Below are 12,100 nucleotides of genomic sequence, written 5' to 3' on the forward strand. Positions count from 1 at the left end.
ACTCCCTGCGTTCACTCCCCGACAAACCAGCCCATGCTAGTCCTCAAGGTCTTTCCTCATCTGCTCGAAGTCTTCCCGGCTGATCTCTCCTCGAGCGTATCGTTTCTTGAGAATCTCGATCGCCGATTCGGACTCCCGGGAACGCGGGGACCGTCTCTCATCATTCTCCCATCCCGGGGATCGAGGCCCCCCTCTGCCGAAGAGCAGGTAGATCATGATCAAAGCGATGATGAGCATGGTGATCGGCATGATCATGGGAAACATGCCCCATCCACCCCACCAGAAATGTTCAGGCCCCATCAGTGTTCTCCTTATTCATTCCCGCCATTATGGCACTCCCAGCGTAGCAGGTGCGCTAGGGGGTGTTCCGTTCTGACGGATCCCGTTTGAAGTCGCACGCCATCTTATGCGGATCGACTCTGGTCCGGTGCTCTTTCTCGGCCTGCCCCCACCAAATCAACTGATTAAAGGTCCGCCCAAGATAATCGAACCAGGAGGCTTCATCCGTCTTCGCCTGCAGCGAGCCGTCAGCGGCGGAGACAAGTGTGAAATCCGTCGGAAAGGGCGCGTTTTCGTCAGTATTTTTTACATGTAGGACTGGCAGCAACATAGGGAGCCTAGATACCCGACTGTTTTCCTGAAAAAAACCCTATATCGGATCATTAATTGCAATTTTTCCAATGAAGTCATCGAAAACAACACGGACGGAGAAGAACCATGTTTTTTTCTATAAAACCAACAGTAAAGGCCTTTCTGACAATAGCGGTTCTGTCAGCATTACCTGGCATAGCGATGTCTACCCTTCTTTTTGAGAGTGACAGCAGTGAGCCTGGAGACACAATTACTTCTGGTGCAGAGAGTGGAATAATCTCGTTTTTTGAATTGAATACAAGAACCGAAATGAAGAGTTTCGCTTTTGAGTTTGATCTTGACAACGATGCCTCGGTCAATTTCTTTGTCTATGATATTAACCAAGGCCCGAATTCAAACAGTGGAACCCTACTGTACCAAGGGGCGAAATCCTTCTCAGACGACGGAATGAGCTTTAAACAATCAGAAACACTGTCTCTATTCCTTGAGACAGATACCACATATGGGTTGGGCTTTACTTCAGGAGAAAGATTTACTTTTCCTTACATTTTTGGTCCCAATGGAAAAGAAGAGAATGGCATCCAATCATTGGTCTTAAATCAGAATTTATCCGGGTTTGCATCGCCTGATTTTGGGTCAAGCGGAAGTGTTGAATTAAGGACACAAATATTCGGCAATCAGGACGAGCCAGACGACGTTCCTCCCAGTGCTTCCGTTCCTGAACCAGGCACAATGGCGCTGCTAAGTCTTGGTCTACTTGGAATGGGAGTCCTTCGCCGTAAGAAATCCAACTGACATATTCTGAAGAAGGGATCCCCGACTCGCTCGGGGATTTACAGCCCTTAACATCCTTGTGCCTGGGTAATGTACAGAACGCCTCATAACACGCACACCTATCCTCTCGCCCTAGCAGGACCACCACAGGCCGCCACTCCGTAATACCGCTTTTAAGCATCACGTCGCACAAGGCAGGTGTTTGGAAATTCAGGAGGGAAATTCGAAAGGAAGCAGCGCCGCAGCCAGACTGCGGCGCGGAAGGCGGGTTTCTGGATCAGTATTCCAGACAGATCTTCCCGAAGTGCTTACCCGCTTCCTCATGCCGGAACGCGTCCGCGATCTCCTCCAGCTTGAAGCTGCTGTCGATCACGGGCTTGATACCGGTGGTTTCGAGGGCGCGGACCATGTCCATCTGGTGGCGGCGGCTGCCCACGAGCAGGCCCTGGAGGCGTGCCTGCTTGGCCATGAGCTTGGCGGTGGGGACTTCGCCCCCGCTGCCGGTGAGTACGCCGATCAGTGAGATGAGCCCGCCCACGCGGATGGCCTCGATGGACTGCGCCACGGTGCCGGGGCCGCCAACTTCAATCACCTGGTCCACGCCGTGGCCGTTGGTGAGCTTCTTGACCGTTTTGCCCCACTTGGGGTCTTCCTTGTAGTTGATGGTGTGCTGGGCACCCATCTTGCTGAGGCGTTCCAGCTTCTCGTTGGAGGACGAGGTGGCGATGACGTTGGCACCCATCGCACGGGCAAACTGCAGCGCGAAGATCGAGACGCCACCGGTGCCGAGCACGAGGATGGTGTCGCCAGCCTTGATGTGGTTGTCCACGGTCAGCGCGCGCCAGGCGGTGAGGCCAGCGGTGGTCAGCGTGGCGGCTTCGGCGTGGCTGTAGCCTTCCGGAGCGCGGGTGAAGGCGGTCGCGGCCCGCACCACCTGTTCGCGGGCGTAGCCGTCGAGGCCGTCGCCGGGCACATTGGTGAAGTTGCCTTCCTGGGGTTCGCCATCGAGCCAGGGCGGGAAGAAGGTGGAGACGACGTTGTCGCCCACAGCGAATTCCTCAACGCCCTCGCCCACGGCTTCCACCACGCCGGCGCCGTCGGACATGGGGATGCGGCCATCTTCGGTCGGGATGCCGCCATTGGCAACCAGGTAGTCGTGGAAGTTGAGGGAGTTGGCGTGCACCCGCACGCGGATTTCGCCGGGGCCGGGCTGACCGGGTTCGGCCTGGTCGGCGACCTTGAGGTTATCGAGCCCACCAGGGCTGGTGACGGTGACCTGTTTCATGAGGTGCACTCCTGTTCCGTTGCGGGTTTTGGGATGACGAGGTTCATCATTGGGCGTCACTGCATTGGCGTCAAGACACGCCGGAAATTCCACACCGTGATTGGCCGCACAGGCCATTGCGTTCCCGATTTCGGTTAGCTTTTCAAAGTTCCTTGAAAAGCGGAACTGCACCACGGAAACTTGCCAGTCGGTTATGTTACATCGGACATTGGATGACAAAAGTCCGCGTAATGCAGTGCGGCTTGAGGAGGCTGACCATGAAAACAGGGCTTATCGTCGACTCCGCGTGCGACATACCCCATGAGTTCAGCAGGGAGCACGGGCTCTTCGTTCTACCGGTAACGGCACACATTGATGACCAGACCTACACCGACACCCACGACCCCAAACTGACCCAGGAGTTCTACGAGCAGGGGCTCCTACAGAAGGGCCACCATGCCGAAACCGAGGCGTTCTCGGCGGAGCAGATCCATCAACTGTTCATGGAACAGATCGTGGACCACTACGACCTGGCGATCTGCGAGACGGTCACCCGCTCCCGAAGCAAGATCTACGAGAACGCCAGTGTCGCCATGAATACCGTGCTGGCCGAATACCGCCGCAAGCGTGACGCTGCCGGTGAAACGGGCAACTTCTCGATGCGGGTGGTCGACAGCAAGCAGATCTTTGCTGGCCAGGGCCTGCTGGCTGCCCACACCATCCGTCTCATGCAGCAGAACCTGGACAAGAACGCGCTGCGCCACGAGATCGACACCTTCACGGACAAGATCTACAGCGTGGTGATCCCCAGGGACCTCCACTACATCCGCGAACGTGCCCGCCGCAGGGGTGATAACAGCGTCTCCGGGCTGGTGGCCTTCCTGGGCAAGGCCCTGAACATCACGCCTGTGATCTTTGGCAAGGGCGCCGAGGGCAAACCGGCCACCAAGACGCGCGGTTTTGAGCCGGCGGTCGAGCAGGTGATGAACTACGCCGTGGCCCGTGTGGAGGCAGGGCTGCTCACCCCCTATGTATCACTCTCCTGCGGCATGAGCTGGGAAGAGATTGAGGCCCTGCCCGGGCTGCAGCGGTTGCGTGATACCTGCAGAGCCCATGGCGTGGAATTGCTGCTTTCCCAGATGGGCATTACCAGCACCATCTACATTGGGCCGGGCAGCCTGTGCCTGGCGCTGGCGGCGGAACCGCACGCGTTCAGCGACTTCCAGTAATGGGGCCTGCGGATGCCCGCCTCCGCTGTGTTACGATTCGCACACTAATTAACACAGCGGAGCCGTCATGACAGCGGAGATCGTCATTGTTGGCGGCGGTGCCGGGGGGCTGGAACTGGCCACCAAACTGGGCCGCCGCATGGGGCGCCGGGGTGAGGCGCGCATCACTCTGGTCGACCGTAGCCCTACCCACATCTGGAAGCCACTTCTGCACGAGGTAGCCTCCGGGGCCATGGATTCCTCGGTGGATCAGATCAGCTACCGGGGCGTGGCGCGCCACCGGGGTTTCCATTTTGTGCTGGGTGAATTCGCGGGGCTGGACCGCGACGCGCAGACCATCACGCTCAATGCCATTCTCGATGAAAAGGGCCAGACGATACTGCCCGAACGTCAGATTCCCTATGACTACCTGGTACTGGCCATCGGCAGCATCACCAATGACTTCGGCATTCCCGGAGTGCGCCGCCACTGCCAGTTCCTGGACTCTCCAGAGCAGGCACAGCATTTCCACCAGAACTTCCTGAACACTCTGATGCGGGTGAACAGCCAGCGCCGCACGGACCCCGATGCCTGCGCCCGCATTCCCATTGTGGGCGGCGGCGCCACTGGGGTAGAGCTTGCGGCCGAGCTGGTGCATGCCTCGGAAACGGTACACGAATACGGTTTCTCCCAGGCCGACCGCAGCATGCTTCACATCACCCTGCTGGAAGCCGGGCCACGTCTTCTGCCCGCCCTGCCCGAGCGGATCTCTAGGGACACGCTGCGGGAGCTCCGCGAGCTCGGGGTGGACGTACGGCTGGAGGCCCGGATCACTGAAGCCCGGGACGATGCCCTGGTGGATCAGGATGGCCGCGAGATCCCCGGTGACATCATGGTCTGGGCCGCCGGCGTACAGGGCCCAACGCTGATGGAACACCTTGACGGCCTGAGCCTGCAGCCCAACCGCATGCTCAAGGTCGCCGCCACACTGCAGTCCGTGGATGACCCAAACATTTTTGCGTTGGGCGACTGCGCGGCCTGCCCCCAGGAGCAGGGCTTCGTACCGCCACGCGCCCAGAGCGCGCACCAGATGGCGGACCACCTGGCCGGCAATCTGCGCCGGGCCATGCAGGGGCGTGAACTCAAGGCGTTCCAGTACCAGGACTACGGGTCACTGGTGAACCTGAGCCAGTACTCCGCGGTCGGCACCCTGATGGGCGGCACCTCCAAGGGCAGCCTGCGGGTGGAAGGCCGGCTGGCACGGCTGGTCTACATCTCGCTGTACCGGATGCACCAGATCGCAGTCTTCGGCTGGTTCCGGGGGCTGCTGATGGCCCTGACGGACCGCCTGCACCGGGCCTTCAAGCCCAAGATGAAGCTGCACTGAGACGTCAGTCGTCCGGCACCAGACGGTTGTTCTCGCGCCGCACCCGGCGCGGGATCGTCATGTTCATGGCCTCCCGGCCGCCAACTTCATCCAGCAATTCATCCACGGGCCCGCGCTGGTCCTCCGCCAGCCCCTGATAGAAATCCAGGGGCCGCTGCAGCTTCCATTGGGGGAAGCTCATCAGGGCCCGGGTCTCATCCACCCCACTGAGGTGGTACTGGTGTACGCCGAGCTTGCGGGGCACTTTCTTCCCGGGGTGCTCATCAATCCACTTCGCCACGGCGTCCACGGTCTCGCGCAGCACCGGAAACTGGCTCCCGAACTGATGCTTCAGCAGCGGATACAGGGTCTCGGGTATCTGGTCATCCGTCAGCCAGTCGCCCACGCGGGGTTTGCGGGCGTTCATGCGCTCGATCCATTCAACCAGGTGCGGGGCACGGCGCTTCATGATGCGCCCGGGCGCCGGATCCCGGTAAAGGTGCGCGTAGAGTGGGGCCATCAGGCCAAAGTCCCCGATGCTGGCACGTTCGCCCAACAGGTAGGGGTGCTGGGCGAAGTGGGCGTCGAGCTGGTCCAGAACCGAGTAGTACCAGTTTTCGATGGCGGAGCTGGTCTTTTCCGTAATGCCCAGCATGGGCAGCATACCCGAGAAGCGTTTCGCCAGTCGGCTGCCGGCCAGCCGCCGCAGCGGCCCGGGCAGCCAGGGCGAGACGATCTTGCCGAATTCCCCGTGTATGAACCGCCGATTCTCCTCCGGGAAACTCCAGCGGAAGTGCATGGCCGGGATCAACAGCCATTCGTCCGCGTACAGTTCCACCAGCAGCGACACCAGCCGCTGCTTCGGTGTGCTCGGGTAGATGCCGCGTTCGGGAAACCGCGCCTCCAGAGTGTCGATGATCTCGACGGTGTCCTGGATGAAGTCGTGTTCGGGGGTTTCCAGAACCGGGATCATCGACACGCCTGTCTTCGGGATCAGCACCCGGCGGTACACGGAGAGAGTGGCAAGACGCTCTTCGAACGGGATCCCCTTGTATCGCAGGTAAGACCGGGTCTTGCCGCTGTAGAGGGAAAACCCCGTTCCATAGTGGGTAAAGGCGTAGGTTGTGGTCATCGGAACTCCCTTTCTCGGGCTGTTCAGCTCAGCCAGCGGTACATGACGTGTGCATCCACAAACCCATACTCGGGATGTTCGAATGCGCCCGGCAGGGTGCCTGTGACCTCGAAGCCGTTGCGCTCCCAGACCTTGATGGCCCCCAGGTTGGTGGACACCACCAAATTATACTGCATCGCCCGGTAGCCCATCCGCTTCGCCTCTTCCATGGAATGCTGGCACATCAGGTCCGCCAGACCGCGCCCGCGAGCATTTTCAGCCACCAGGTAGCCACAGTTGCAGACATGGCTGCCCGGCCCGGGCGCGTTGGTCTTGAGGAAATAGGTGCCCAGATAGGTCTCGTCGTCATCCAGCACGACATAGGTGCAATCCGGTTTTTCCACCCAGAAAGTGAAGGCGTCGTCCTCGTTGATGTCGGTGGGGAAGGCGTAAGTCTCTCCGGCACGGAAGGCCGGCTCCAGCATGGGCCAGATTCCGGGCCAGTCGTCCGGCAGGAAGTGGCGGATCTCAGGCATGGAGGCTCCTCAATCGTCCCAGCGGAAGATGGTGGCGCCGGCCTCGGCGTGGGTAACCTGGTCCCGGAAGCCGGCAAAGAGTTCACGGCCAAGCCCTTCATTACCCCGGCCCCAGTGCACCGGCTGGCCATGGTCGCGCCCTGCCTCCCAGTGTAGCTTACCGGCAGCGGCATCAATACGGACACGGTCGCCATCACGGATGCGGCCGATGGCACCGCCACGGGCAGCTTCCGGATACACGTGGATCGCGCTGGGCACTTTGCCCGAGGCGCCGGACAGACGTCCGTCCGTGAGCAGTGCCACCCTCAGGCCATCATTCTGCAGATTGGCGAGCACCGGCATCAGCTTGTGCAGCTCCGGCATGCCGTTGGCGGCGGGCCCCTGCCCCGGAAGCACGGCCACGACGTCATGGGTGAGCTCCCCGGCCTCGTAGGCATCCATCAGTGCCTGCTGATCCGCGAAGACGCGGGCGGGCGCCTCGATGCACCAACGATTGTCCGGCACCGAGGATGTCTTGATGATGGCCCGGCCCATGTTGCCCTCCAGCCGGTGAAAGCCACTGTCCGCCAGGAAGGGGTCATCCGCCGAACGCAGACATTGGGGATCGCCGGTGGCTTCGCGGGGCGCGCCCTGGACCAGGCGCCCGGCCCCATCGAGGCCGAGCGGGCGGGTGTAGTCGTGGATGGAGTCGCCAAACATCACGCTCACATCCTCGTGCATCAGCCCTGCGCCCAGCAGCTCCCGCATCAGGAAGGGCACACCACCGGCACGGTCAAAGTCGTTGATGTCCGACTCACCGTTGGGATAAAGGCGGCACAGCAGAGGCACCACCCGCGAGAGCTCGTGGAAGTCCTCCCAGTCGATACGGATGCCGGCCGCGCGCCCGATGGCCACCAGGTGGATGCTGTGGTTGGTGGAACCGCCGGTGGCCAGCAGCGCCACCATGGCGTTGACCAGCGTCTTCTCCGAGACCACCTGCGACAGGGGACGGTAGTCGTTCCCCAGGTCGGTGACCTCGGTGATCCGACGGCTCGCGGCCTGGGTGAAGGCCTCGCGCAGGTCCGTACCCGGGTTTATGAAAGAGGACCCTGGCAACTGCAGGCCCATGACCTCCATCAGCACCTGGTTGGAGTTGGCGGTACCGTAAAAGGTGCAGGTGCCCGGCGAATGATAGGAGCGCGACTCCGCTTCCAGCAGTTCATCGCGGCTGATTTCACCGCGCGCGTGCTGTTCCCGGATGCGGGATTTCTCAGCATTGGACATGCCCGAGGGCATCGGCCCCGCCGGTACAAAGAGCGTGGGCAGGTGGCCAAAACGCAGGGCGCCGGTCAGCAGCCCGGGCACGATCTTGTCGCAGATGCCGAGGCAGAGCACGCCGTCGAACACGTTATGGCTGAGCCCGATGGCGGTGGCCTGGGCGATCAGATCCCGAGAGAACAGCGACAGCTCCATCCCCGGCTGCCCCTGGGTAATACCGTCGCACATGGCGGGCACGCCAGCGGCGAACTGGGCCACATGCCCGGCCCGCGCCACCGTACGCCGGATCTGGTCCGGAAAGTCTCCATAGGGCTGATGCGCGGAGAGCATCTCGTTGTAGGCGGAGATGATGCCGACGTTGGCACTGCGTTGCGTCTGGCGCAGGATCAACTTGTCGGAATCGGGCTTGGACGCCATCACATGCGCCAGGTTGGTACAGCTCATGGTCTCGCGCTGCGGCCCGTCCCGGCGGGCACCGGCCATCAGCGCCAGGTAGCGGTCCCGGTCGGTGGCGCTGCGTTCGCGTATGCGCCGTGTAACTGCCTCAACCGTCGGGTGCATCGTCTGTCTCCCTTTCATCCCAGAGTCGTCCGTCACGGGCCAGCAGCATGGTCGCTGCTGAGGGCCCCCAGGTTCCGGCCCTGTAAGGCTCCGGACGGGCGCCGGAATCACGCCAGTTCTGAAGGATCGGGTCCACCCATTCCCAGGCGGCCATGAGTTCATCATGGCGAACAAACAGCGTCTGGTTATCCTGGATCACGTCACTGAGCAGCCGCTCGTAGGCATCCGGTGCCCGCTCCCGTCTCAGGGTCTGCGGGTTGAGGCTGAGCTCGGACATGCGGATGTCCATGGCCGCCCCGGGGCGTTTCTCGCTGAATGAAAGCTGGATGCCCTCGTCCGGCTGCAGGCGGAAGACCAGGCGGTTGGCCATGCTCGCGCGCTGCTGCGGAAAAATCGAATGCGGCACGGGCCGGAAGTGGACCACAATCTCGCAGGTGCGTTCCGGCAGGCGCTTGCCTGTGCGCAGGTAGAACGGCACCCCGGCCCAGCGCCAGTTATCAATGGCAACACGCATGGCCACAAAGGTCTCCGTGGCGCTCTCACGGACATCGGCATCCTCCGTGTAGCCGGCCTCACCGCCAGCTCCGGAGACATACTGCCCTCGCACCACCTCTTCGGCGATGGAGGCGGCTTCCATGGGCCTGAGGGCTCGCAGCACCTTCACTTTCTCATCGCGCACCGCATCCGCATCAAGGGTGTTCGGGGGTTCCATGGCCGTCATGCACAGCAGCTGCAGCAGATGGTTCTGCACCATGTCCCGCAGGGCCCCAACCTCATCATAGAAGGCACCGCGGCCGGCCACGCTGCCGGATTCGGCAATGGTGATCTGGATGTGATCGATGTAACGGTGATTCCACTGACTCTCGAAGATGGAATTGGCAAAACGCAGAACCAGCAGGTTCTGGACGGTTTCCTTGCCCAGGTAATGGTCGATGCGGAAGATCTGGCGCTCGCTGAAGCATTCCCGCACACTGCTCTCGATTGCTTCCGCCGAGGCGTAATCCAGCCCTATGGGCTTCTCCAGCACAATCCTGGACTGCCCGGAGACCAGGCCCGCCTCATCCAGCGCCTGGGTGATACCAGCGTACAGGTCAGCGCGGGTGGCGAGGTAGAAGATGCAGTGCTGCCCGTCCAGACTCCCACGCAGACGCCCCAGCGCGCCCGGATCCGTGGCATCCGCGGACACATAGTCCACATGGGCCAGGAACTCATCGGCGACATGGCCTTCCAGCGCATCGACGAGTTCCGCGCGCCATTCATCGCGGGTACGGGCACTGCGGCTCACGCCCACAAGCTGCCAGTGCTCCGGCAGGGCCCCGTCACACCAGAGCGCATACAGGGACGGCACCAGCCGCCGCCGGGCCAGGTCGCCTGCGGCGCCGAAAAGGACCAGAGTGAAAGGCGTGGCATCGTTTGGGTTCATGATTACAGCATGAGCAATCCCTGCAGGCAGCGCAAATCAAAGAACCGCAATGAGCACCCTCTTTTTTGTGCAACGGATTGTTTACACTGGTGGCTTCTGGAATCATCCGTGCATCAGCGAACACACAACAGGGAACGCAAGCCATGATCAGCAAATGCCTTTTCCCGGTCGCCGGTTACGGCACCCGCTTTCTCCCGGCCACCAAGGCCATGCCCAAGGAGATCCTGCCCATCGTCAACAAACCGCTGGTGCAGTACGCGGTGGAAGAGGCCTCGGAGGCGGGCATTCAGGATATCGGCTTCGTCACAGGCCGTGGCAAGCGTGCCATCGAAGACCATTTCGACATCAGCTATGAGCTGGAACATCAGATCGCGGGTACCGGCAAGGAAGATAACCTCAAGGGCATCCGCAACCTGATCGAGAACCACCGCTTCGCCTTTACTCGGCAGAACGAGATGAAGGGCCTGGGCCACGCCATCCTCACCGGCCGCAACCTGATCGGTGACAATCCATTCGGGGTCATCCTGGCGGATGACTTCTGTGTTGCCGGAGACAATGACGACGGTGTCATGGCCCAGATGGTCAAGCTCTACAACCAGTTCCGGTGCAGCATCGTGGCCATCGAGGAAGTGCCCGAGGACGAAACCCACAAGTACGGGGTCATCGAGGGCGAAACCATGAAGGACGGTCTGTACCGGATCACCGACATGGTGGAAAAGCCACCAAAAGATCAGGCCCCCTCAAACCTGGCCATCATCGGGCGCTACATCCTGACGCCGGATATTTTCGACATCCTGGAGCGGACCAAGCCTGGCAAGGGCGGCGAAATCCAGATCACAGACGCCCTGCTGGAACAGGCAAAGAACGGCTGTGTTCTTGCCTACCAATTCCGGGGCCGGCGTTTTGACTGTGGCAGCATTGACGGTTTTGTCGAGGCGACCAACCACGTGTACGAAAACGTCTATCGCCGCGGCGAACGCAACCTCTGAGCGGAAACACAGGCTGGCGCATGGCGGAACACACGGCAGGCAGAGAACACAGACCAGGGACGGTCATCTTTCCGGAGGCCAGCTGGCCCGACGATACCCCTCTCCCGACCCGGAGCATCACCGAGGCTCGCCAGCATGCGGTGCTGGCGCTGCAGCGGTTCCTCGCCGCTGAACAGCTCCCCCAGGGGTGGATGAGTGTTTTCCCGCGCCTGGTCATCCCCATGGCCGCGTGGCTGCTCACCGACCGGCGCCGGCTTGGCCGCCCACTGGTCATGGCCATTGGTGGCAGCCAGGGCAGCGGCAAGACCACCCTGGCACGGGCACTGAGGCTGGTTCTACACCACTGCTTTGCCGTCTCCTCCTGCGTGCTCAGCCTGGACGACTTCTACCTGAGCCGGCATTCCCGCCGCGAACTTGCGGACACCGTGCACCCACTGCTGGCGACCCGTGGGGTTCCCGGCACCCACGACATCGAGGGGCTGCTGGAATGTGTGGAGAGGCTGCACGGTGCCAGCCATGATACCCGCACGCCCCTGCCACTCTTCGACAAAAGCGCGGATGACCGGCTGCCCGAGTCCCAGTGGCACAGCTTCCAGGGGCGCCCCGGCATTATCCTGCTGGAGGGCTGGTGCCTGGGCGCCCAGGCCGTCGACGAGCGTGAGCTCGACACACCGGTCAACAGCCTGGAGGCTGAACAGGATCCGAGCGGGCTCTGGCGGCATTATGTGAATGAACAGCTGGCCGGTCGCTATCAGGATCTGTTCCAGCGCTTCGACCGCTCACTCTTCCTGCAGGCCCCATCATGGGACGCCGTGCAGCGCTGGCGGCTGCTCCAGGAGGCAAAGCTGATCCGCAATCGCAGCGACAGCTACCGCGCCCACCTGGACGAAGGCGATGCCTTCGCTACCTTCATGGCGCATTACGAGCGTATCACCCGACGGCTGCTTGAATCGCCACCCGCGTCCGATATCCATCTGGCCCTGGATGAGCAGCAACGCTTTAAGGCCCTCACGTTCAACC

The 12,100-nt window shown here is 61.6% G+C and carries 11 protein-coding genes; 5 read left to right on the forward strand and 6 right to left on the reverse strand.

Annotation, left to right across the window (positions count from 1 at the left end; translation table 11 throughout):
- Window positions 1-36 precede the first annotated feature (36 nt).
- Window positions 37-300, reverse strand: a complete 264-nt coding sequence (locus QZ501_RS07080) for an SHOCT domain-containing protein (protein ID WP_151439167.1) — start codon at window positions 298-300, stop codon at window positions 37-39.
- Between the two features lie 417 nt (window positions 301-717).
- Here QZ501_RS07080 and QZ501_RS07085 point away from each other — a divergent pair, with 417 nt between their 5' ends.
- Window positions 718-1,386, forward strand: a complete 669-nt coding sequence (locus QZ501_RS07085; protein ID WP_295718331.1) for a PEP-CTERM sorting domain-containing protein — start codon at window positions 718-720, stop codon at window positions 1,384-1,386.
- A 256-nt stretch (window positions 1,387-1,642) separates the two neighbouring features.
- Here the strand turns inward: QZ501_RS07085 and QZ501_RS07090 are convergent, their stop codons facing one another.
- On the reverse strand, window positions 1,643-2,650 hold the full coding sequence (locus QZ501_RS07090) for an NAD(P)-dependent alcohol dehydrogenase (RefSeq protein WP_295718334.1): 1,008 nt from the start codon (window positions 2,648-2,650) through the stop codon (window positions 1,643-1,645).
- Window positions 2,651-2,907: 257 nt separating this feature from the next.
- Between QZ501_RS07090 and QZ501_RS07095 the strand changes: the two genes are divergently transcribed.
- Window positions 2,908-3,858, forward strand: coding sequence for a DegV family protein (locus QZ501_RS07095; protein WP_160899364.1), 951 nt, complete (start codon window positions 2,908-2,910; stop codon window positions 3,856-3,858).
- 67 nt (window positions 3,859-3,925) lie between these two features.
- A complete protein-coding gene (locus QZ501_RS07100; protein ID WP_151439164.1) occupies window positions 3,926-5,224 on the forward strand; it encodes an NAD(P)/FAD-dependent oxidoreductase in 1,299 nt (432 codons plus the stop codon).
- A 4-nt stretch (window positions 5,225-5,228) separates the two neighbouring features.
- Here the strand turns inward: QZ501_RS07100 and QZ501_RS07105 are convergent, their stop codons facing one another.
- From QZ501_RS07105 to zwf, 4 genes are read right to left on the reverse strand one after another with little or no spacing between them, the layout of a single operon-like run.
- Window positions 5,229-6,335: a glutathione S-transferase family protein gene (locus QZ501_RS07105; protein ID WP_295718338.1), complete on the reverse strand. Its 1,107-nt coding sequence runs from the start codon at window positions 6,333-6,335 to the stop codon at window positions 5,229-5,231.
- A gap of 23 nt (window positions 6,336-6,358) precedes the next feature.
- A complete protein-coding gene (locus QZ501_RS07110; protein WP_295718341.1) occupies window positions 6,359-6,850 on the reverse strand; it encodes a GNAT family N-acetyltransferase in 492 nt (163 codons plus the stop codon).
- A gap of 9 nt (window positions 6,851-6,859) precedes the next feature.
- Window positions 6,860-8,668, reverse strand: a complete 1,809-nt coding sequence (gene edd, locus QZ501_RS07115) for a phosphogluconate dehydratase (protein ID WP_295718344.1) — start codon at window positions 8,666-8,668, stop codon at window positions 6,860-6,862.
- Window positions 8,652-10,091 (reverse strand): glucose-6-phosphate dehydrogenase, encoded by a 1,440-nt coding sequence (gene zwf / locus QZ501_RS07120; protein WP_295718347.1) that lies wholly within the window; start codon window positions 10,089-10,091, stop codon window positions 8,652-8,654. The genes edd and zwf overlap by 17 nt, the downstream gene beginning before the upstream one ends.
- 143 nt (window positions 10,092-10,234) lie before the next feature.
- Here zwf and galU point away from each other — a divergent pair, with 143 nt between their 5' ends.
- Both galU and QZ501_RS07130 read left to right on the forward strand, forming a co-directional pair.
- Window positions 10,235-11,080 carry a UTP--glucose-1-phosphate uridylyltransferase GalU gene (gene galU / locus QZ501_RS07125; RefSeq protein ID WP_151439157.1) on the forward strand — a complete coding sequence of 282 codons (846 nt, stop codon included), beginning with the start codon at window positions 10,235-10,237 and terminating at the stop codon, window positions 11,078-11,080.
- 20 nt (window positions 11,081-11,100) lie between these two features.
- Window positions 11,101-12,100: hypothetical protein (locus tag QZ501_RS07130; RefSeq protein WP_295718350.1), on the forward strand; the 1,000-nt coding region annotated here is incomplete at its 3' end.

The organism is uncultured Halovibrio sp. (genome assembly GCF_913056445.1).
Taxonomy (GTDB): Bacteria; Pseudomonadota; Gammaproteobacteria; order Pseudomonadales; family Oleiphilaceae; genus Halospina; species Halospina utahensis_B.

Coding starts and splice junctions, on each gene's coding strand:
- galU (WP_151439157.1), top strand. CDS start 10,235: ATGATCAGCAAATGCCTTTTCCCGGTCGCCGGTTACGGCACCCGCTTT.
- QZ501_RS07090 (WP_295718334.1), bottom strand. CDS start 2,650: ATGAAACAGGTCACCGTCACCAGCCCTGGTGGGCTCGATAACCTCAAG.
- QZ501_RS07100 (WP_151439164.1), top strand. CDS start 3,926: ATGACAGCGGAGATCGTCATTGTTGGCGGCGGTGCCGGGGGGCTGGAA.
- QZ501_RS07085 (WP_295718331.1), top strand. CDS start 718: ATGTTTTTTTCTATAAAACCAACAGTAAAGGCCTTTCTGACAATAGCG.
- QZ501_RS07105 (WP_295718338.1), bottom strand. CDS start 6,335: ATGACCACAACCTACGCCTTTACCCACTATGGAACGGGGTTTTCCCTC.
- QZ501_RS07095 (WP_160899364.1), top strand. CDS start 2,908: ATGAAAACAGGGCTTATCGTCGACTCCGCGTGCGACATACCCCATGAG.
- zwf (WP_295718347.1), bottom strand. CDS start 10,091: ATGAACCCAAACGATGCCACGCCTTTCACTCTGGTCCTTTTCGGCGCC.
- edd (WP_295718344.1), bottom strand. CDS start 8,668: ATGCACCCGACGGTTGAGGCAGTTACACGGCGCATACGCGAACGCAGC.
- QZ501_RS07080 (WP_151439167.1), bottom strand. CDS start 300: ATGGGGCCTGAACATTTCTGGTGGGGTGGATGGGGCATGTTTCCCATG.
- QZ501_RS07110 (WP_295718341.1), bottom strand. CDS start 6,850: ATGCCTGAGATCCGCCACTTCCTGCCGGACGACTGGCCCGGAATCTGG.